Source organism: Roseateles puraquae (assembly GCF_002205845.1).
Taxonomy (GTDB): Bacteria; Pseudomonadota; Gammaproteobacteria; order Burkholderiales; family Burkholderiaceae_C; genus Pelomonas; species Pelomonas puraquae.
Genome location: NZ_NISI01000007.1, coordinates 217,559 through 239,354 on the forward strand (window position 1 = coordinate 217,559; position 21,796 = coordinate 239,354).

The 21,796-nt window shown below is 68.5% G+C and carries 13 protein-coding genes; 5 read left to right on the forward strand and 8 right to left on the reverse strand.

The window, feature by feature from the left end; translation table 11 throughout:
* Positions 1-5: 5 nt before the first annotated feature.
* The 5 genes from CDO81_RS18235 to CDO81_RS18255 all read right to left on the reverse strand — a co-directional run bounded on the left by CDO81_RS18235 (position 6) and on the right by CDO81_RS18255 (position 8,869).
* On the reverse strand, positions 6-1,643 hold the full coding sequence (locus CDO81_RS18235) for a DUF5597 domain-containing protein (RefSeq protein ID WP_088484652.1): 1,638 nt from the start codon (positions 1,641-1,643) through the stop codon (positions 6-8).
* Between the two features lie 61 nt (positions 1,644-1,704).
* Positions 1,705-4,704 carry a TonB-dependent receptor gene (locus tag CDO81_RS18240; protein WP_088484653.1) on the reverse strand — a complete coding sequence of 1,000 codons (3,000 nt, stop codon included), beginning with the start codon at positions 4,702-4,704 and terminating at the stop codon, positions 1,705-1,707.
* 153 nt (positions 4,705-4,857) lie between these two features.
* The gene (gene xylA / locus CDO81_RS18245; protein WP_088484654.1) at positions 4,858-6,174 is read right to left on the reverse strand and encodes a xylose isomerase; all 1,317 of its coding nucleotides are present in this window, start codon (positions 6,172-6,174) and stop codon (positions 4,858-4,860) included.
* A gap of 2 nt (positions 6,175-6,176) precedes the next feature.
* Positions 6,177-7,637 carry a xylulokinase gene (gene xylB / locus CDO81_RS18250; RefSeq protein WP_088484655.1) on the reverse strand — a complete coding sequence of 487 codons (1,461 nt, stop codon included), beginning with the start codon at positions 7,635-7,637 and terminating at the stop codon, positions 6,177-6,179.
* Positions 7,637-8,869 carry an ROK family transcriptional regulator gene (locus CDO81_RS18255; protein WP_158218344.1) on the reverse strand — a complete coding sequence of 411 codons (1,233 nt, stop codon included), beginning with the start codon at positions 8,867-8,869 and terminating at the stop codon, positions 7,637-7,639. The genes xylB and CDO81_RS18255 overlap by 1 nt, the downstream gene beginning before the upstream one ends.
* 192 nt (positions 8,870-9,061) lie before the next feature.
* Here CDO81_RS18255 and CDO81_RS18260 point away from each other — a divergent pair, with 192 nt between their 5' ends.
* From CDO81_RS18260 to CDO81_RS18280, 5 genes are all read left to right on the forward strand, one after another.
* Positions 9,062-10,585: a tryptophan halogenase family protein gene (locus CDO81_RS18260; protein WP_088484657.1), complete on the forward strand. Its 1,524-nt coding sequence runs from the start codon at positions 9,062-9,064 to the stop codon at positions 10,583-10,585.
* A 199-nt stretch (positions 10,586-10,784) separates the two neighbouring features.
* Entirely contained in the window at positions 10,785-13,058 is a 2,274-nt protein-coding gene (yicI, locus tag CDO81_RS18265; RefSeq protein ID WP_088484658.1) for an alpha-xylosidase, read from the forward strand.
* Positions 13,055-14,791, forward strand: coding sequence for a glycoside hydrolase family 9 protein (locus tag CDO81_RS18270; RefSeq protein WP_088484659.1), 1,737 nt, complete (start codon positions 13,055-13,057; stop codon positions 14,789-14,791). The genes yicI and CDO81_RS18270 overlap by 4 nt, the downstream gene beginning before the upstream one ends.
* Positions 14,788-16,104: an MFS transporter gene (locus tag CDO81_RS18275; protein ID WP_088484660.1), complete on the forward strand. Its 1,317-nt coding sequence runs from the start codon at positions 14,788-14,790 to the stop codon at positions 16,102-16,104. Before CDO81_RS18270 ends, CDO81_RS18275 begins: the two co-directional genes overlap by 4 nt.
* The gene (locus CDO81_RS18280; protein WP_088484661.1) at positions 16,104-16,820 is read left to right on the forward strand and encodes a polysaccharide deacetylase family protein; all 717 of its coding nucleotides are present in this window, start codon (positions 16,104-16,106) and stop codon (positions 16,818-16,820) included. Before CDO81_RS18275 ends, CDO81_RS18280 begins: the two co-directional genes overlap by 1 nt.
* 58 nt (positions 16,821-16,878) lie before the next feature.
* Here CDO81_RS18280 and fusA read toward each other — a convergent pair whose 3' ends face one another.
* The 3 genes from fusA to CDO81_RS18295 form a co-directional block, all read right to left on the reverse strand.
* Positions 16,879-18,894, reverse strand: a complete 2,016-nt coding sequence (fusA, locus tag CDO81_RS18285) for an elongation factor G (protein ID WP_088484662.1) — start codon at positions 18,892-18,894, stop codon at positions 16,879-16,881.
* Between the two features lie 354 nt (positions 18,895-19,248).
* The gene (locus CDO81_RS18290) at positions 19,249-20,790 is read right to left on the reverse strand and encodes a tryptophan halogenase family protein (RefSeq protein WP_088484663.1); all 1,542 of its coding nucleotides are present in this window, start codon (positions 20,788-20,790) and stop codon (positions 19,249-19,251) included.
* On the reverse strand, positions 20,787-21,794 hold the full coding sequence (locus tag CDO81_RS18295; RefSeq protein ID WP_088484664.1) for a cupin-like domain-containing protein: 1,008 nt from the start codon (positions 21,792-21,794) through the stop codon (positions 20,787-20,789). Before CDO81_RS18295 ends, CDO81_RS18290 begins: the two co-directional genes overlap by 4 nt.
* Positions 21,795-21,796: the final 2 nt, after the last annotated feature.

Genomic DNA, 21,796 nt, shown 5'->3' on the forward strand with positions numbered 1-21,796 from the left:
GGCGCTCAGCGTGGGCGAGCCATCCTGACCTTGAGCATGACGGGCTGGGCCGGGAGGTTCAGGCCGTAGTCGACCTGGTCACCATTCCAGACGCGCTCCATCACCCATCGGCCCTGGGCGTCGTAGTGGCCCTGCTCCACGCGCAGCTGAAAGCCTCGGGTGCCCTCGGCCGGCTCCATGCGAACGCGCACGCGCTGGCCGATGACGAGGAACTCGTCGGTGCCGATCTGCGCGATGGCCGCACCGCCAGTCGGCTGCTCGGTGCCGGCCGCGGGTTTGGCGAACTCGCCTCCCCAGGCGGGCTCGCCGAAGCTGCCCAGGCGGTAGGTCAGCTTGGCCGTCCAGCCGGGGAACTCCAGTTGCTGGGGCTTGCGGTCATCGCCTTCGCCCGCGCCCCGCGTGCGGCCCTCGAAGGCCCATTGCGCCCACTGGCGCTGGATGGGCGCGAACATGCGGTAAACGGGCTCGAAGGGTTCGACGAGGCTCTTGTCAGTGGCGGTGCTGCCCAGCGGGTGGTTGCTGTAGTTGAAGTAGTCGATGCCGAAGGGCGACACGCCGATCGCGCCGCGCCCGAGCATGGCGTAAAGCAGGCGTGCGTACGAAGGCTTGGTGCCGATCTCGGGAATCCACAGCGGGTTGTCGGGCCGCTGGAAGAGGCGCAGGTTGGCGTTCACCTGCTCGGATTCGGGGCTGTAGATGTCCGGGCTGACGATGTCCAGTGCCGGTGCCGCGGCCTTGTAGATGTCGATCACGTCCCAGGTCGGGCCACCGCTGGCGAAGTCCTTGTTCCAGGGCTTGGGCGGCTGCTCCAGCGGGTTGCGCAGCGCGTTGTTGACGTACATGGGCAGGTCGTACACCGCGCGGCCTGCCGCGGCGATCTCGCCGATGTAGCGGGCGATGGCCCAGGCGTGGAAGTACTCGTCGGCGTAGTCGCCGTAGACCTCGCGCCAGGTGCCCGATGCGGCGAGCTTGGGTTTCTGGCGAGCCACCACGGCGGCGGGCACCGGCTGCTCGAAGGCGGCCTGCGCGGCGGGGCCGAAGTCACGCACGAGGCCATAGGTGCCGACCTCGTTCTCGACCTGAACCATCAACACGGTGCGCTGGCCGGCGTCGATCTTCTTCAAGTGGCCCATCAGCGCGACGAAGGCGCGCTTGTCGGCCTTGAGCGTCTCCTGGCCGAAGGGGCTCAGGCTGTAGTTGGCCACGCCGTCGCGGTCGACGTTGAAGGGAAAGCGCTTGGGGTCGAGCTTGACCCAGGCTGGCGTGTACTGCGCGCTGGTGTTCTTCCAGGTGCCGAACCACAGGATGACCAGGCGTTTGCCTTGCTGGCGGGCTTCGCGCACCAGGGTGTCGACGAAGCTGAAGTCGAAGCGCCCCTCCTCGGGCTCGACCTGCTCCCAGGCCACCGGCATCAGCACCGTGTTGGCCTTGAGGTCGCGCGCGGCGTCCCACACCGGCTTGAGGGCGGCCGGGTAGTTGCTGGAGTTGTGGGCTTGAGCGCCGAGGATGAGGAAGGGCTTGCCGTCCACCAGCAGCGCGTGGCGGCCGTCGCGCGTGACCAGCCGGGGCGCCTCGGCAGCCGGGGCAGCCGTGGCGGTGAGCAGGCAGGCGAGCGCCGCCGCGAGAAGGGAGTGTTTCTTCATCGGTGTACCAGAAGACGAGAAGGCCGAGCACCGCCGCAACGGCGCCCGGCCATGGCGGCGGTCAGTAGGTGAAGCTGGCCTGCACGCTGTAGCGGCGGCCGGTGTACTCCACGGAGCGGGTCATGAAGCCGATCTGTTGCTGCATCAGCTGGCGCGGCAGGCTGTTGCTCAGATTCTGGCCTTCCAGGCTCACACTGAAGTGATCGTTCACGCGGTAGGTCACACCGCCGTCGAGCTGGCCGTAGGACGACTGCCAGGTGGGCAGCGCCCACGCGACCGACGTGCCATTGGCGAGGCGGCCGTCACTTCCGTTGGTGCCGTTGACGTTGACGCCCTGCAGGTAGCGTGAGCGCCAGCTGTAGGCCAGGCGTGCCGAGATGGGACCGTAGTCGTACAGCGCGGCCAGGTTGTAGGCGTTCTTGGACAGGTTCAGCAGCGGCAGGTTGCCGAAGGTCTTGCCGTCGGTGTCGCAGCCGTTGGTGTTCAGGTTCAGGTTGTCGGCGCTGGTGCTGGTGCCTGCGCAGTAAGCGCTCAGGACCGGGTTGTACGGCTTGGTCTTGCTGTCGACGTAGGTGTAGTTGGCCTGAATGCCGAAGCCCGAGAGCCAGCCGGGCAGCATGTCCAGGTAGCGCTGGAAGGCGATCTCCAGGCCGCGGGCGTGGCCCTTGGCGCCGTTGACCGGCGAGGTGACCGTGAAATTCACGGGCTTGCCCGCGCCGTCCAGCAGTTGCACCGTGGACGACTGCTTGATGATGATGTCCTTCAGTTCCTTATCGAACAGCGCCACGGTGAGCGAGCCGCTCTTGGAGAAGTACCACTCACCGGTCAGGTCCAGCTGGTTGGACTTGACGGGCTTGAGCAGCGGGTTGCCGTTGGCGGTGCCGGTCAGCGCCACGTTGTCGACGATGATGGTGGTGCCGTTGGTGCGCTGCGTGGTGTTAAGCGACAGCGACGTGTAGGCCTGCATGTCGGAGAAGTCCGGACGCGAGATGGCCTGCGCCAGCGCGGCGCGGAACTGCACCTGCTCACTGGCCTTCATGCGCAGGTTCAGGCTGGGCAGCACGTTGGTGTAGACCTGGCCGGCGTCGATCGACTTCGAGAACGGCGTGACGTTCGGGATGGGAACGCCGCCGAAGCTCTGGCCGGGCTGCAGCGTGGGGGCGTTGCTGCTGAAGACCATGTAGCCCTTGGCCTTCATGTCGGTGCGCACGAGGCGCAGGCCGACGTTGCCATCCACCGGCAGGGGCAGGTCGTCGAAGCCGAAGCGCAGTTGGGCATAGCCGGCCTGGGTCTTTTCGTGCTGCTCGTTGGTGCCCTGCGGATCGACGCCGAAGGTGGCGGGCTTCCAGGCGTCACAGCTGCCCCAGCCCTGCGCGGCCACTTGCTCGGCACACAGGATGTCGTGGTACTTGTGCAGGGCCACGTAGCTGTCGGGGTAGCCCTTGGCGAGCGACACGTCCGGCACGTAGATCGCCGGCACGCTCTGTCCGCCGAAGAAGTTCTTGAACTGGTGCAGTTGGACCGGCGCGTTGAAGCGCGGGTCGCTCAGGCGTGCCAGGCCCGAGATGTTCCAGCCCTGCTGCCAGGTCTGGGTGATGGCCTGCCAGTTGTAGCTGGGGTTGGAGTTGATGGTGGTGGCATCCCGCTCGGTCAGGCGGATGCCGAACTGCAAGTCTTGCAGCACCGGGTGGTCGAAGTTGACCTTGGCATCGGTGCGCCAGGCCTTCTGCTCGGCCGTGCTGCGGTCCAGATGCTCCATCGTGAACGCCCAGTAGTAGTTCGACTTGTTCGCCAGGGCCGCGAGGTCGGAGGCATCGAACACCACGCGCGGTGTGGAGCCGCTCAGGTCCAGCGTCTCCTTGGGCATCTGCAGACCGGTGGCCACCGTGGAGTCGAAGGCGTTGGTGCGGGACTTCACCAGCTGCAGGTCGGTGCTCAGCGTCCAGCGGTTGTTGACCTTCCACTTCAGGTTCCAGCCCAGGTCGCGCGTCTTGGAGTTGCGCGTCATGTAGCGCGTATCGGCGCCGAAGTTGACGCCGCCGTCAGCGGGCGAGGTCAGCGTGCCGGTCAGCAGCTGGCCGTTGGCGCCGAACGTGGCACCGTTGCCGATGACGAGGTTCCAGGGGTTGGTCTGCGAGAAGAGCGCGTTCTCGTCCCATTGCATCTTGTACTTGGACTCGAAGTACGTGAGCGAGCTTTCAACCGCGTCGTTGCGGTATTGCAGAGCGCCGTACAGCCCGTCACGCGTGCGTTCGAAGTAGGAGTCACGCCACTGCGCGCCCTTGGGCACCCAGTGCGTGCCGTCGATCTTGTAGTAGGGCTCGACCTGCCATTTGTCGGTGCGGGTGTTGCTGACGCTGTGGGCCAGGCTGAGCAGGGCGCCAAACTCGCCTGCATCCGTCTTCCAGCGGTTGGAGGCCAGCACGGAGCCGGCGGGGCTCCACTTGCCCTCGACCGCGTTGTAGTTGCCGCTGACCGAGCCGCCGAGGCGAACGCCCGCATAGTCGAAGGGCAGGGCGGTGCGCAGGTTCACCAGGCCACCAACGGCGCCTTCGATCTGCACGGCCGATGGGTTCTTGTAGACGTCCACGGCCGCCATCAGCTCGGGCGGCACATCCTCGAAGTTCAGCGCACGGCCGCCGTTGGCCGAGAAGGTATCGCGGCCGTTCACTTCCGAGCGGACGTAGGACAGGCCGCGGATGTTGACGCTGGAGCCTTCCACGGAGGAGTGCTCGGGGTCGCCCTTGGCCATCGTGCGGTCAATCGTGATGCCGACGATGCGCTGCAGCACCTCGGTCACCGAGCGATCCGGCAGCTTGCCGATGTCGTCGGCCACGATGGAGTCGACGACTTCGTCGGACTCCTGCTTGATCTTCTGGGCCGACTGCAGCGCTGCGCGGCGGCCGCTGACGGTCACGGTTTCCACCTTCTGCACCTTGGCGTCCGGGGCGGAGGCAGGTGCTGCAGGGGCGGGGGCGGTCTGGGCCATGGCCAAGCCGCTGCAGAGCAGGGCGGCCTGGGCCGCGGCCAGGGATACGGCGGTGCGTTGAAGTCTTTTCACGATGTCTCCTCGTTGTGTCTCTCTATCGGGACTGCGGGTTCGGCGGTCTGGGGTTCAACATCGCCGCGGTCGAGCCGCCCGGTGCTGAAGCGCGGAGGTCTTCGTCATCGGTCGGCCCGAGATCGCGGCATGTTGGGGAAGTGCTGCGGCGCGTCAGGCGCAGAAGCGGTTGAACAGGTTCTCCAGCACTTCCTGGCGGCCGGAGACGGGGGCGATGTCGGTGTTGCGCTCGAGCACCTCGTCGGCGAGCTCCGCCAGGCTGCGGCGGCCTTGGAGGATGGCCTGGCCTGGCTCGCTGTCCCAGCCGGCGTAGCGCTGGTCGACAGCAGCTTGGAGGCGACCGTCGTTGATCATCTTCTCGGCCACCAGCAGGGCCTGCGCGCAGACGTCCATGCCGCCGATGTGGCCGTGGAAGAGGTCGGCGGCGTCGATGCTCTGGCGGCGCACCTTGGCGTCGAAGTTCAGGCCGCCCGAGCCCAGGCCGCCGGCCTGCAGCACGTGGTACAGCGCCATGGCTGTCTCGGGCACGTTGTTGGGGAACTGGTCGGTGTCCCAGCCCAGCTGCGGGTCGCCGCGGTTCATGTCCAGGCTGCCGAGGATGCCGAGGGCGCCAGCCGTGGCGATCTCGTGCTCGAAGCTGTGGCCCGACAGCGTGGCGTGGTTGGCCTCGATGTTGACCTTGACTTCCTTCTCCAGGCCGTAGCGCACGAGGAAGCCGTAGACCGTGGCGGTGTCGAAGTCGTACTGGTGCTTGGACGGCTCGCGCGGCTTGGGCTCGATGAGGATGGTGCCCTTGAAGCCGATCTTGTGCTTGTACTCGACGACCAGGTTCAGGAAGCGGCCGAGCTGGTCCAGTTCCTGGCCCAGGCGGGTGTTCAGCAGCGTCTCGTAGCCCTCGCGGCCACCCCAGAGCACGTAGTTCTCGCCGCCGAGCTGCTTCGTGGCGTCCATGGCGTCGCGCACTTGCAGCGCGGCCATCTTGAAGATCTCGGGGTCGGGGTTGCTGGCCGCGCCGGACATGAAGCGGCGGTGGCTGAACAGGTTGGCCGTGCCCCAGAGCAGCTTCACGCCGGTGGCCTGCTGCTTCTCGGCGAGCACGTCGACGATGCGGCGGAAGTTGTCCTGGCTCTCGCGCGGCGTCGCGCCCTCGGGGGCGACGTCACGGTCGTGGAAGCAGTAATAGGGCACGCCCAGCTTGCTGAAGAACTCGAAGGCCGCGTCGGCCTTGAGTTTGGCGAGTTCCATCGGGCTGCCGCCCTGGAACCACGGGCGCTCAAAGGTGGCGCCGCCGAAGGGGTCGAGGCCCGTCCAGACGAAGTTGTGCCAGTAGCAGGCGGCAAAGCGCAGGTGGTCTTCCATGCGCTTGCCCAGCACGAGGCGGTCTTTGTCGTAGTGCTTGAACGACAGCTCGTTGTCGCTGTCGGCGCCCTCGAAGCGGATGGGCGGGATGTGTTGGAAGTAGGAGGTCATGGTCAGGCACCGCGCAGACGGCGGTAGAGGTCACGAAAGCGCACCAGGCGCGGGGCCAGGCGGGCATGGCGTTGGGGATCGGGCGAGAACAGGGCAGCCACGGGCGGGCGGGTGCAGACGGTGTCGACGGCACCGCCACAGGCCAGCCAGCCGAGCCGTGCGGCACCCAGGGCGCCGCCGGCTTCGCTGCCGGTGTGCAGCACGATGTCCACTTGCAGTACATCGGCGATCAGCTGCGCCCAGAAGTGGCTGCGCGAGCCGCCGCCCACGAGCGAGAGCTGGTGCACCTGGGTACCGGCAGCGCGCAGCGCGTCCAGCCCGTCGGCCAGGCCGAAGGCAACGCCTTCGAGCACGGCATAGGTGCAGTCGGCGCGGGTCGTCTGCGCGGTCAGGCCGTGGAAGACACCGGGCGCGAAGGGGTCGTTGTGCGGGGTGCGCTCGCCGGCGAGGTAGGGCAGGAAGAGGGGCGCGCCGGTCTCGCGGATGACTGCGCTGTCATTGCGCGCCAATTCGGCCAGCAGCGCGGCTTCATCGTGGCCCACGAGCTGGCTGAACCACTTGAAGCAGCTCGCCGCGGAGAGCATCACGCTCATCTGGTGCCAGCGGGTGGGCAGTGCATGGCAGAACGCATGCACCGCCGAGGCTGGGTTGGGCGAGAAGCGGTCGTTGACGACGAACAGCACGCCCGAGGTGCCCAGCGAGATGAAGCCGTCGCCGGGCCGGGTGGCGCCGATGCCGATGGCGCTGGCGGCGTTGTCGCCGGCGCCGCCGGCCACCACCACCTCGGGGCCCAGGCCCCAGGCGCGGGCCAGCTCGGGCTTGAGCACGCCGCTGGCCTGGTTGCTCTCCACCAGGCGCGGCATCTGCGCACGGGTCAGGCCGCAGGCGGCCAGCAGGTCGTCTGACCAGTCGCGGCGTGCAACATCCAGCCACAGCGTGCCGGCGGCGTCCGACGGGTCAGAGACCTTGTCGCCGGTGAGCTGCAGGCGCAGCCAGTCCTTGGGCAGCAGCACGCTGGCAACGCGGGCGAACGTTTCAGGCTCGTGCTGCTTCACCCAGAGCAGCTTTGGCGCGGTGAAGCCAGGCATGGCGAGGTTGCCGGCGATGGCGTGCAACCGCGGTGCTGCGGCGGTGAGCTGCTCGCATTGCGCGTGGCTGCGGCCGTCGTTCCAGAGGATGGCCGGGCGCAGGATGGCATCGCTGTCATCGAGCAACACGGCGCCATGCATCTGACCTGACAGGCCAATGCCGCGCACGGCCGCGAAGGCGGCGGGGTGGGCCGCGCGCAACTGCTGAACGGCCGCCTGCGTGGCCTGCCACCAGTCGTCAGAGTTCTGCTCGGACCACAGCGGCTGCGGGCTGGACAGCGACAGGGCGGCGCCCGCCGCACCCACGATCTGGCCACTGCCGTCGAGCAGCAGCAGCTTGACTTCGGACGTGCCGAGATCGATGCCGAGGAACATCAGAGAGTCTCCTCCGCCTCGGCGGCCACGACGCTGGTGTCGGCCAGCGGCAGGGCGGGGCGGGTGAGTCGGTAGCGGGCCAGCGCGGCGGCGCCCACGGCCACGGCATTGGCACCGAAGCGGGAGATGCGCACGCTGGGCGGGGGCAGGCTGGCGGCGGCGGCGTAGTCCAGCAGGGTGTCCAGGGCCTGCTTCAGGAAGGGTTCGCCCAGCTCCACCACCGAGCCGCCGAGCACGATGGCGGCGGGGTCATAGGCGGTGGCGAGGTTTTGCAGCAGCACGCCGAGGTAGCGGCCGGCCGAGGCCACGGCCTTGACGGTTTCGGCGTCTTCGTCCACCAGATGGGCACGCACCTCACCGAGGGAGCGCAGGGCCGCGTCCTCACCGCTGCCGTGCAGCATGGCGCGGGTGGCGATCAACGCCTCGGCACAGCCGCGCCGGCCGCAGGAGCAGCGCGGGCCGTTCAGCTGCAGCACCATGTGGCCCACCTCGCCGGCAAAGCCGCGGCTGCCGGTGAGCAGCCGGTCGCCGACGATCACGCCGGCGCCCAGGCCTTGGTTGATGGACACGTACAGCAGCGGGTCAGAGGCCGGGGAGGGGTTGAACTCCATCTCGCCGAGCGCCGCCACATCGGCTTCGTTCTGCAGATACAGCGGCACGCCGTCGAGTGAGGTGCCCAGAAGCTTCTCGCCGAGCAGTTCGCCGAAGGGGATGTCACGCCAGCCGAGGTTGGGCGCGAAGTGCAGCACGCCTCGGGCCTCGTTCACGCCGCCCGGCAGGCCCACGCCGATGCCCAGCACCTGCTGGTCGCCGTTCAACTGCTTGCGCAGCTTGAGCAAGGCCGTGGCCAGGATGGTGATGCAGGCGCGCACCGTGCGGCTGGCGCCGTAGTTGGCCACGGTGCAGGCCTTGACGTCGCCGGTCAGCGAGGTGGCCACGACGCGCACCGATTCGACGCCCACCTCGGCACCCAGCAGCAGCAGGCGGTCGGGGTCGATGAAGAGGGGCGTGGGGCGGCGGCCCAGGTCGCCCGTGGCGACGACTTCGCGCTCCACCAGCCAGCCTTCGCCGATCAGCTCGCGCACCAGGCCGCTGACAGTCGACTTGGTCAGGCCCACCGCGCCGGCGAGGTCCGCCCGCGACAGCCCCGGGTTGGCACAGAGGTGCCGCACCAGCGCCATGCGATTGATGACCTTGAGCAGCTGCTGGCTGCCGGCGGATTCGGCCTGCATGTGTCTCCTGTTGTGTTGGGTGCCATGACGGCTTTGTGAACTCATATTAGTTCGGTCGCTGAACGAAGTAAATAGGGTGAAAGCACCTATCCGGCGCAGCCATGCCTCACCGAAGATCGCGCCGCGGCGCACCCTGCCACGTTTTGGGGCGCCGAGATCCAGACCTGCACCACGCCCGCACACGCCCACGCCATGTCTGACCCGTCCATCCGCAAGATCGTCATCGTCGGCGGCGGCACTGCCGGCTGGATGACGGCGGCGCCACTGGCCCAGCGCTTCCAGCAGGCCGGGCCTCACGGCTGCGAGGTCGTGCTGGTGGAGTCGCCGGACATCGGCACCATCGGCGTGGGTGAGGCCACGTTGCCGCCGATCCGGGCCTACAACCGAACCCTGGGCCTGGACGGCGCCGACTTCGTGCGGCGCACGCAGGGCAGCTTCAAGCTCGGCATCGAGTTCCGCGACTGGGGCCGCGTCGGCCATCGCTTCTTCCATGGCTTTGGCGATTTCGGCCCCGCCATCGAGAATCGCTCGCCCTGGCAGCACTGGCTGCGGCTGTCGCGCATCGTCGATGGCCTGCCGGGTTACGAGGATTGGTCCACGTCGACCGTCATGGCGCGGGGCCATCGCTTCACGCCGCCGGTGGAGGGGCCACCGTCGGCCGCCAACGCCTACTCCTTTGCCTATCACTTCGACGCTGGCCTGTACGCGGCCTACCTGCGGGAGTACGCGCTGGCCCGCGGCGCACAGCGCGTCGAGGGCCTGATCGTCGACGTCGAGCTGCGCCCCGAGGACGGCTTCGTCAGCGCCATCCGGCTGGCGGACGGCCGGCGCATCGACGGCGACCTCTTCATCGACTGCTCGGGCTTTCGCGCCCTGCTCATCGGTGGCGCGATGCAAAGCCCCTTCGAGGACTGGAGCGCGCTGCTGCCCTGCAACAGCGCCCAGGCCGTGCCGAGCGCGCGCGTGGAGCCACTGACGCCCTACACCACCTCCACCGCCAAGGCCGCCGGCTGGCAGTGGCGCATTCCGCTGCAGCACCGCACCGGCAATGGCCACGTGTATTGCAGCCACTTCATCAGCGACGACGAAGCCGCGGCCACGCTGCTGGCGGGGCTGGACAGCCCGGCGCTGGACACCCCGCGCCAGCTGCGCTTCACCACCGGCCGGCGCAAGGCGGGCTGGGTCAAGAACGTGGTGGCCATCGGCCTGGCGGGTGGCTTCCTGGAGCCGCTGGAGTCGACCAGCATCCAGCTCATCATGGACGGCGTCGGCCGGCTGCTGCAGTTTTTCCCTGACCGCAGCTTCAAGCCGCATCTGGCCGCCGAGTTCAACCGCCGCATGAGCGTGCAGTACGAGTCCATCCGCGACTTCATCGTGCTGCATTACAAGCTGACCGAGCGGCGCGATTCGGAGCTGTGGCGCTACTGCGCCGCCATGCCCATCCCCGACACGCTGGCCCACCAGATCGAGCTCTTCCGCGAGGCTGGCCGTGTGGCTGTCCTTGACCCGGACGGTTTTGCGGAGCCCTCGTGGGTGTCCCTCTTCCTGGGGCTGGGCCTGGTGCCCGAGCGTTACGACCCCTTCGTCGACCACATCGACCCCGAGGCCCTGCTGCAGCACTTCGCCCGGCTGCGCCAGGCCATTGCACAGACGGCCGCCGGCATGCCGCGGCATGCCGACTACATCCGCCAGCACTGCCTGGCGCCGAGCGCTTGACATGAAATCCCACGAACAAAGCCACAGAGGCACAGAGACACAGAGGAGGACGGCGCATGCCCTCTCTGTGCCTCTGTGTCTCTGTGGCTGTGTTTGCCACCGGTGATGAGGCCGACTGCCGGACTCGACACCGACACGAACAACGCCGTGCAGGCCTTCTCCAAGCCTGCTCGACCACGGAGACAACAAGGATCGATTCATGAAGTTCACTGACGGACAGTGGATGCTTCAACCGGGCGTCGCCGCGCATTACGCGGCCGAGGCCTATGAGGTGGAAGCCCACGCCGACCGACTGGTCGTGCTCGCCACGACCCGACCCATCAAGCACCGCGGCGACACGCTGCAGGGCCCCACGCTGACCGTCACGCTCAGCTCGCCACTGCCGGGCGTCATCCGGGTGAGCGTGACCCACTACACCGCGTCCAGCGCGCCGCGCCTGCACATCCCGATGGTGGGCGCCACGCAGGCGCCGGTGCAGATCACCGAGACCGACACCCACGCCACGCTGACCTCCGGCGCGATCTCGGTGGATGTGAAGAAGGGCGAAGGCTGGAGCCTCACCTTCCGCGAGGGCAGCCGCATCCTGACCAAGAGCGACTGGCGCGGCCTGGGCTACATCCAGTGGGGGCCCAAGGGCAACCATGTGCACGAGCAGCTGAGCCTGGCGGTGGGCGAGAACGTCTACGGCCTGGGCGAGCGCTTCACCGCGTGGGTGAAGAACGGCCAGGTGGTCGAGAACACCAACAAGGACGGCGGCACGGCCTGCGAGCAGGCCTACAAGAACGTGCCCTTCTACCTGACCAACCGGGGCTACGGCGTGCTGGTGAACGAGGCCGGCCCGGTGTCTTTCGAGGTGGCCTCGGAGAAGGTGGCGCGCGTGCAGTTCAGCCGCGAGGGCGAGAGCCTGGACTACTGCGTGATTGCCGGTCCCAGCCCCAAGGATGTCGTGTCCCGGCTGACAGCGCTGACAGGCCGCGCCCCGCTGCCGCCGGCCTGGAGCTTCGGGCTGTGGATGACGACCTCGTTCACCACCCAGTACGACGAAGCCACAGCCACGCACTTCATCGACGAGATGGCGCGGCGCGAGCTGCCGCTGTCGGTCTTCCACTTCGACTGCTTCTGGATGCGCGAGTTCCAGTGGTGCGACTTCCAGTGGGACCCGCGCGGTTTCCCCGAGCCCGAGGCCATGCTCCAGCGGCTGCATGCCAAGGGCCTGAAGATCAGCCTCTGGATCAACCCCTACGTGGCGCAAAAGTCGCCGCTTTTCGCCGAGGGCGTGCGGGAGGGCTACTTCATTAAGAGGACCAACGGCCTGACCTTCCAGACCGACCTCTGGCAGCCCGGCATGGCCATCGTCGACTTCACCAACCCGGCGGCCAAGGCCTGGTACCAGGGCCATCTGCGCCGCCTGCTGGCCACCGGCGCGGACTGCTTCAAGACCGACTTCGGCGAACGCATCCCGAGCGAGGGCGTGCAGTACTTTGACGGCTCCGACCCCGTCGAGATGCACAACCTCTACGCGCTGCACTACAACGAAGCCGTGTTCGAGCTGCTGCAGGAAGTGCAGGGCCGCGACGCCATCGTGTTCGCGCGCTCCACCTATGCCTCGGGCCAGCGCTTCCCGGTGCACTGGGGCGGCGACTGCTGGAGCACCTTCGAGTCGATGGCCGAGAGCCTGCGCGGCGGCCTGTCGCTCACGGCCTGCGGCTTTGCGTTCTGGAGCCACGACATCGGTGGCTTCGAAGGCAAGCCGCCGCCGGCCGTCTACAAGCGCTGGATCCAGTTCGGCCTGATGTCTTCGCACAGCCGCCTGCACGGCAGCAGCAGCTACCGGGTGCCATGGCTGGTCGACGAAGAAAGCTGCGACGTGCTGCGCGTGTTCACCCGGCTCAAGCACCAACTGATGCCCTACCTCTACGCCACCGCGCAGGAGGCCTCGCAGACCGGCGTGCCGGTGATGCGGGCCATGGTGCTGGAACACCCGGACGACCCTGCCTGCGCGACGCTGGACCGCCAGTACCAGCTGGGCGGCAGCCTGCTGGTGGCGCCGGTGTTTACCGAGAGCGGTGAGGTGGATGTCTACCTGCCTACGGGCACCTGGACGCATCTGCTGTCGGGCGAAAAGAAGGCGGGTGGCCGCTGGCATCGCGAGACGCATGGCTTCCTGTCCATGCCGTTGTATGCGGCACCGGGCAGCGTCATCGCCTGGGGTGCGGAGACCGAGAAGCCCGACTACGACTACGCCCGCGGCACGGTGCTGCGCGTGTTCGAGCTGGCCGACGGTGCGAGTGCGGCCTTCACGGTGGTGGGCGTAGACGGCGCGGTGGCGGCGCGTGGCACGGTCAGCCGCCGCGGCGCGGCCTACACCGCCGAGGTGGCCGAAGGCGCGCTGCACGACTGGGCGATCGAGGTCGACGGCCATCGCAGCCCGGTGCTGGCCAGCGGTGCGCGCCTGAACTGGACGCCGGCATGAAGCGCGGCCTGCTGTGGTCGCTGCTGTTGACAGCGGCCGGCGCGGCGTGGGCGGATGCCGGCATCGCGGTCAACCAGGTGGGCTACCTGCCAGGCGCGACCAAGGTGGCGGCGGCCCCGGCCGCCCCGGCCATGAAGGCGGCAGGCTTCCAGGTGGTCGACGCCCGCAGCGGTCGCGTGGTGCTGCGCGGGCGCCTCGGCGCACCCGCGCTGTGGGCGCCTGCCGGCAGCGAGGTGCGGCTGATGGACTTCTCCGCGCTGACACGGCCCGGCCAGTACCAGATCCGCGTGGCCGGCCTGCCGGACTCGCCCACCTTCACGGTTGCGCCCGATGCCTATGCCGCGCTCAACGCCGCGGCGATCAAGGCCTTCTACTTCAACCGGGCCAGCACGCCGCTGCTGCCCGAGCATGCGGGTCGCTGGGCGCGCGCCGCGGGCCACCCCGACGACGAGGTGCGCGTGCATGCCTCGGCCGCCGGGCCCGGTCGGCCGGAAGGCACGGTCATCCGCGCGCCCAAGGGCTGGTACGACGCCGGTGACTACAACAAGTACATCGTCAACTCCGGCATCACGGTCTACACGCTGCTGGCGGCGTGGGAGCATTTCCCCGAGGTGTTCAAGGCGCAGCGGCTGAACATTCCGGAAAGCGGCAACGGCCTGCCCGACCTGATCGACGAGGTGCTGTGGAACCTCGAATGGATGCTGGACATGCAGGACCCGGCGGACGGCGGGGTCTACCACAAGCTCACCAACCAGGGCTTCGACGGCGTGGTGATGCCGGCCGACGCGCGCGGTGAGCGCTATGTGGTGCAGAAGTCGACCGCGGCGACCCTGGATTTCGCGGCCGTCATGGCGCAGGCCAGCCGCGTGTTCTCTGCCTTCGAAGCCCAGCGGCCCGGGCTGTCGCAGCGCATGCTCGTCGCCGCCCGCCGGGCCTGGACCTGGGCGCAGCAGCATCCCGCCGAGATCTATCGCCAGCCGCCCGACATCCGCACCGGCGGGTACGACGACAACCAACTGGCTGACGAGTTCGCCTGGTCCGGCACCGAACTCTGGCTGGCCACGGGTGAAGCGAGCTACCGGCCCGACCTCGCCCAGCTCACGATCAGCACCCCTGGCTGGGCGGATGTGAAGGGCCTGCTGTGGGTAACCCTAGGCGCGCATCTCGACAAACTCGGGGAAAATGACAGCGTTGTCGTCAAAGCCCGCCTCATGACCTTCGCGCAAGAACAGATCGCCCTCTGGCAGGCCTCGGCCTACCGGCTCGGCGTGCGCCCGGAGGACTTCGGCTGGGGCAGCAACTCGGAGCTGCTGAACCGCGCGCTGATGCTGCTGCAGGCCTATCGCCTGGACCGGCAACCCCGGCTGCTGGCTGCGGCGCAGTCGCTGTTCGACCATGTGCTGGGACGCAATCCGCTCGGCCAGAGCTACGTCACCGGCTTCGGCACCCATCCGCCGATGCACCCGCACCACCGGCCTTCCGAGGCCGATGGCGTGGAGGCGCCGGTGCCCGGCTTCCTGGTGGGCGGCCCCAACCCCGGCCAGCAGGACCAAAAGGGCTGCCCGGTGCCCTATGCCTCGAAGCAGCCGGCGCTGTCCTACCTCGATCACTTCTGCAGTTATGCGAGCAACGAGGTGGCGATCAACTGGAATGCGCCGCTGGTCTATGTGTCGGCCGCGCTGCAGGCCCTGACACCTGCGCTGCCCCCCCAAAAAGCCACGGAGACTCCATGACCTCGCCCCACCGCCACCCGCTTGTCTGGGTGCCCTCGCTCTACCTGGCCATGGGCCTGCCCAATGTGATGGTGGGGGTGGTCGCGGCCATCATCTACAAGAACCTCGGCGTCGCCAACGAAGACATCGCGCTGTACACCTCGCAGATGTACTTGCCCTGGGTGCTCAAGCCGCTGTGGGCGCCGCTGCTGGAGGCCTACCGCAGCAAGCGGTTCTGGGTGATCAGCATGGAGTTCACGATGGCTGCCGGCCTGGCGCTCGTGGCGCTGTGCCTGCCGCTGGAGGGCTTCTTCAAGCTGTCGCTGGCCTTCTTCTGGCTGGTCGGCTTCGCCTCGGCCACGCAAGACACCTGCGCCGACGGCGTGTTCATGACCACGGTCTCCAAGACCGACCAGGCGCGCTACTCCGGGCTGCAGGGCATGTGCTGGAACATGGGGGCGGTGATCGCCTCGGGCCTGCTGGTGTCGCTCACGGGCTATCTGCACAACCACATGGGCCTGAACTGGGTGCAGTGCTGGGTCATCGTGGTGTCGCTGGCGGCCGCGGCGATGGCGTTGTTCGGCGTCTATCACCTGCGAGTGCTGCCGCCGGGCTCGCCGTCGGCGCTGCAGGGCCAGGGCCTGGCCGTGGGCCTGAAGGCGACCGCTGAAGCCTGGGTCACGTTCTTCCAGAAGCCGCAGATCTGGATGATGCTGGCGGTCATCTTCTTCTACCGCTTTGGCGAGGGCTTCATCGAGAAGTTCGGCCCGCTGTTCCTGCTCGATGGCCGCGAGGCCGGCGGCCTGGGCCTGGACAACGAGGCGCTCGGCCACATCAACGGCACGGTCGGCACGCTGACCTTCATCGCCGGCGCCTTCCTGGGCGGCTTTCTTGTCGCGAGGCGGACGCTGCCGCGCAGCTTCTTCCTGCTGGCGCTGGTGCTCAATGTGCCGCACCTGACCTACTTCTACCTGGCCCAGTCCATGCCGACCGACACGACGACGATTGCCGTGGTGGTGGCGCTGGAGAAGTTTGGCTTCGGCATGGGCTCGGTCGGCCACATGCTCTACATGATGCAGCAGATCGCACCCGGCCGATTCCGCATGGCTCACTACGCGATGGCCACCGGCGTCATGGCCCTCACCAAGTGGGGCACGGGCAGCGTGAGCGGGCTGCTGTGGACCTACGTCAACCATCACTACGTGAGCTTCTTCGGCTGGGTGCTGGTGTTCTCCATTCCGCCGGTGGTGCTGGCCTGGCTTGCGCCGTTCCCGCACGACCACGAGGCAGCCCCCGAGGCGGCCGGTGAGCCCGCCATCGCCGGAGGCCACTGATGAGCCTGCTGTTGAGCCTGGCCCTGGCCGCGTCGACGACCACTGCGGCGCCGGCTTGCCCGGCCGATGCGCTCGGCACAACCCGCACCCTGACCCTGCCGCGGGCTGCAGGCGCCTGGGGCACCGCCCAGCATGCGCCGCTGCCGGGCCTCGCGCCCAAGGAAGTGGTGCTCACTTTCGACGACGGTCCGCGCCCCGAGTCCACGCCGCAGGTGCTCAAGGCCCTGGCCGATCAATGTGTTCAGGCGAGCTTCTTCATGAACGGCGAGCCCATGGCCCGCCATCCTGAGCTGGCGCGCGCGGTGCGCGATGCCGGTCACAGCGTGGGCATGCATGGCTTCCGGCATGACAACTTCTCGCAGCTGCCCGCTGAAGACCAGGGCCGCGACCTCAAGGCCATGATCGCGACTTACGTTGAGGTGCTGGGCGAGGCGCCGGCCGCCTACCGCTTCCCCTTCCTGGCCGAGTCGCCCACGCTGATGAAGGCGCTCGACAAGCTCGGCATCACGGTCATGTCGGTGGACGCCGGCGCCGAGGACTGGCTGCCCGACCAGACGCCGCAGATGCTGGCCGACAAGCTCATGGGCCAGCTCGCGAAGCCGGGCGGCGGCATCATCCTGCTGCACGACGCGCAGGATCAGACGGCGCGCGCGCTGCCCTTCCTCCTCAAGACGCTGAAGGCGGGTGGCTATCGCGTGGTGCACCTGCGCTGGTAGGCGCCATGAAGAAAAGGGGTGAGGCCCCTTGCAAGACCTCACCCCGTCTACTCCAGCTTCAGGCGGCCTGTGCCAGTCGGGCCGGCAGCTCGGCATGGTGGCTCAGCTGCATCGTGAACTGCGCGCGCCCGGCGCTGAGTGCGCGCAGCTGGCCGATGTAGCCGAACATCTGCGCCAGCGGCACCTGGGCCGACACGACGACGGCGCTGCCGCGCACATCCTGCCCCTGCACCTGCCCGCGGCGGCGCAGCAGATCGCCGATGACGTCGCCCAGCGCTTCGGCCGGCGTGACGACTTCCACCGCCATCACCGGCTCCAGCACCACGGGCGCCGCCTTGAGCACCGCCTCGCGCAGCGCGGTGGCCGCCGCCAGCTCGAAGGCCAGCGCCGACGAATCGCGCACGTGCGCGCTGCCGTCCACCAGCACCGCCTCGAAGTCCACCAACGGATGGCCGGCGAACGGGCCCGCCTGGGCCGCCTTGCGGATGCCGGCCTCCACCGCCGGGATGAACTCGCGCGGAATCGCGCCGCCCACCACCGTGCTGCTGAAGCGCAGGCCCTCGCCGCGCGCCAGCGGTGCGATGCGCAGCGTCAGCTCGGCGAACTGGCCGGGGCCGCCGCTTTGCTTGCGATGCACATGGCGCACCTCGGCAGCCGCCGTGATGGTCTCGCGGTAGGCCACCTGCGGGCGGCCCACCGACACGGCCACGCCGAAGCGGGAACGCAGCTTCTCGACCGCCACTTCCAGCTGCAGCTCACCCAGGCCCGACAGCAGCGTCTGTCCGGTCTCGGCGTCCTGCCGCAGGCGCAGCGACGGGTCTTCGCGCACCAGCACGGCCAGCCCCTTGGCCAGGGCCGTGGCGCCTGCCTGCTGCTGCGGCTCAATGGCGAGGTCGATGACCGGCTCGGGCACGGCGATGCTCTCCAGCACCGGCGCGTCGCGCGTGGCCGCCAGCGTGTGGCCGGTCAGCACGTCCTTCAGGCCGACGACGCCAGCGATGTCGCCCGCTACGAGCTCGTCGCGTTCGACGCGCCGGTCGGCGTGGATCTCGTACAGCCGTGTCACGCGCTCGGCCTGGCCGGTGCTGGCGTTGAACACCGTGTCACCGCGCCGCAGGCGGCCGCGGTAGACCCGCACGAACACCATCGTGCCGTGGTCATCCGCGCTCAGCTTGAAGGCGAGTGCCGACAGCGTGCCGTCGTCGGCCACCGCACCGGGGGCTTCGCCGGGCGCGGGCAGGTAGGCCACGACCGCATCCAGCAGCGGTTCCACGCCGCGGTTGCGGAAGGCCGAACCTGCCAGCACCGGCACCAGCTCGCCTGCAATCGTGGCCGCGCGCAGGCCCGCCCGCAGGGCGTCCAGCGAGGGGCTGTCGCCGCGCAGCCAAGCGTCCAGCAGGGCGTCGTCGCGCTCCACCACGGCTTCCACCAGGCGGGCGCGGGCCAGCTGAGCCGGGCCGATCAGTTCGGGCGGGATGGCGGTCACGCGCGGCGGCGCCTGGGCGTCGTCACGGTCCCATACCAGGGCCTGCTGCGAGAGCAGGTCCACCACGCCGCGGAAGTCGCCTTCCGTGCCCATCGGGAGCTGCACCGGCAGCACGTTCGCACCCAGGCGCTCGCGCATCATCGCGACCACGCGGTCGAAGTCCGCACCGGTCCGGTCCAGCTTGTTGACGAAGGCGATGCGCGGCACGCGGTACTCGTCGGCCAGGCGCCAGTTGGTCTCGGTCTGGGGCTCCACACCGGCCACGCCGTCGAACACGACCACGGCCCCGTCGAGCACGCGTAGCGAGCGGCGCACCTCGATGTTGAAGTCGATGTGTCCGGGCGTGTCGATCAGGTTGATCTGCGTGCCGTGCCAGTGCACGGTGGTGGCCGCGCTGTGGATGGTGATGCCGCGCGCGCGCTCCTGGGGGTCGAAGTCCATCGTGGTGGCGCCGTCGTGGACTTCGCCAATGCGGTGGTTCTCGCCTGTGTAGAACAGGACGCGTTCGGTGGTCGTGGTCTTGCCGGCGTCGACGTGGGCGATGACGCCGATGTTGCGCAGGTTGCGGAAGGTGATGTTCGAGTTCATGGTGATTCCTGATTCGGGGTTGGCTTGCCAGCCCCGGCGGAATCGCCATGGGGCTAGCGTGAGGTCAGGACGCCGAAGCGCGCACGCGACAGGCACAGCCGAGCCGCGCTCCGGCGCTCGGGAATCGTGGCGATCAGCTTGTCGAAGGTGCGGTTGAACATGGTGGAACTCTGAAAACGAAAAACCCCGGGAGGGACAGGCCTGCCGGGGTTGGGGGGACCGGAAGGCGCTGGCGCCTTCCGAACACGGTCGAAGGGCGCTCAGGTGTTGAGGCGGGCTTGGATCGTGTGGTTGAACTTCATGGTGGGCGAGATTGTGGGCTGAACGGCTATCTGGGGCAGCGGACAGGGTCTTTCAAGCCCTTGCAGGCATGGCGGCCAGTTGGCTGACGCTGGCCTGCCGGTACGGCGCGCACAGCTGCTCGACGTAGGCCTGGTGCCCCGGCAGCGCGGCGACCGTGCGGGACACCTTGAGGTGGATGTCGCCCAGGAAGCGCGTCAGCTCGTCACGGCCCATCAGGTCGGCGACCGGGTGGTAGCGCTCGGGCGTGATGCCCTGGCCCATCATGACCTGCACCCAGGAGTTTTCGGCAAAGAGTTCGTCGCTCGGGCGGAACACGCGGGCGCTTTCGCGGAACCGCTCGATGCGGTGGTGCAGCGAAGGCAGGATGTCCATCTCGCGCACGTGCTTCCAAAGCGCAGAGTCGGTGCGCTCGTTGACGTGGTAGTGCAGCACGATGAAGTCGCGGATGTGCTCCAGCTCGCGCTTGCTCTGCGCATTGAACTCGTCCACATCAGCCTGCTGGATGCCGCCCGACGGGAAGGTTTGCATGAGTCGGATGGCCGCACGCTGGATCAGGTGGATGCTGGTGGACTCCAGCGGCTCGACAAAGCCGCTGGCCAGGCCGACCGCGATGCAGTTGCGATGCCAGACCTTGTCGCGCTGGCCTGGCAGGAACTTGATGACGCGAGGCTGCGTGATCAGTTCGCCCTCGACGTTCTTCTTGAGCACCTCGGGCGCATCGGCGTCGCTCATCTCCTTGCTGCTGTAGACCAGGCCATTGCCCACCCGGTGTTGCAGCGGGATGCGCCATTGCCAGCCGAAGGGGTGGGCGATGGAGCGGGTGTAGGGCCAGGCATCGCGCACCGAGGCGGTCTGAACGGCCACGGCGCGGTCGCAGGGCAGCCAGTACGACCAGTCCTCATAGCCCACGCCCAGGGCCTCGCCGAGCAGCATGGAACGGAAGCCCGTGCAGTCGATGAACAGGTCGCCGTCGATGCGGCTGCCATCCTGCATCTGCAGCGCGGTGATGGGGCCGTCCCGACCTTGCGGGCCGTCCATCAGCACCGCGCCGATCTTGCCCTCGATGCGCTGCACGCCATGCGCCTCGCTCATCGCCCGCAGGTACTTGGCATAGCGGCCGGCGTCGAGGTGGTAGGCGTAGTTCAGGCCGCTGCGCGGCACATGGGCGAAGCGGTTGGCAAACGCGGCCACCGTCTCGGGGTTGTAGTCGGTGTAGGTGCGCGCCAGACCGTCGCGCTGGCCCTTGAGCCAGAAGTGCTGGAAGCCGGCGCTCCAGTGGTCGTTGCCGGTGCTGCCGAAGGAGTGGAAATAGTCCTGGCCGATGTTCTTCCAGCCCTCGAAGTTGATGCCGAGCTTGAAGGTGGCGTTGGTGGCCGCCATGAACTCGGCCTCGTTGATGCCGAGCAGGTTGTGGAAGCTCAGCAGGGCGGGGATGGTGGCCTCGCCGACACCGACAGTGCCGATCTCCTCGGACTCGACCAGCTTGATGTCGAGCTGCTTGCCGAGCAGCTTGCTCATCAGGGCGGCCATCATCCAGCCGGCGGTGCCGCCACCGGCGATGACGACGCGGTTGAAGGGCTTGGAAGTGTTCATCGCTTGAGTTGGTTCAAGAGTTGGGTGCGGGCCTGGCGCGACAGCGTCTCGTCAATGGGCCCGAGCAGGCCGCGGGCGGTGGCGGGAATGTGGTCCCAGGTGTGCGGGTCGTCGTTGAAGACGAAGTGATCGAGGTGATGCCGCCAGATGCGCTTTTCCTTCTCGGGCAGGTCGCGCAGGGTCATCAGCGCCAGGCGCAGCGTGCTCAGCGGCGAATCTACGTACTCGGGGGTCTGGCGCCACCAGGCATTGATCAACAGGTTGACCGGCGCCAGGCCCTCCACGTGGTGGAACCACATGCTCGGGATGAAGAGGGCATCCCCCGGGTCCAGCTCCACCACCTCGCCGGCGGCCAGCGCCTGCGCGAAGCGAGGGTAGCGGTCGAAGTCGGGGGCGGCGAAGTCCACCAGGCTGATGGGCTGGCCGGCCGGTGTCGGGTCGAGCGGCCCGACGTAGAGGTTCTTGATCTGCTCCGGCGGAAACACCGTGAAGCGCCGCCGGCCCGCGGCCACCACCGCGAGGTTGTCCGGCAGGTCGTAATGCGCGGCGATGCGGGTGCGGTTGCCCAGCCACAGGCTCACGAGGGCATCCCGCGCACCCAGGCCCAGGCCGTTGGCCTCCATGAAGCCGGGCAGCACGGCCTCCACCGTGGTCGAGCCCACGTACAGCGCGGGCGGCTCGGGCACGGCGGCCACGCCGAGCAGTCCGGTGAGCACCTGGTCGAGGGTGGCGCTGTAGCGGTTGAAGTTGAAGCGGGTGAGGCCGTCGTCGGCGTAGAACACACGGCCTCGTTCCTGGGGTTCGAGCTGGAACAGGCCGACGTGCACGCCGTTGTACATGCCCATCAGATAGCGGGCCAGGGCTTCGTCGGATTGGCGCGCGGCCTGCACCACCGGCCAGTGCGCGAAGCCGCCGCGCACCACATAGGGCCGCTCGGCCCTCAGCAAATCATCGGGCAGCGCGTTCGGGTCGAACGGGCCGGGCCAGGCTGGGACCTCGCGCATGG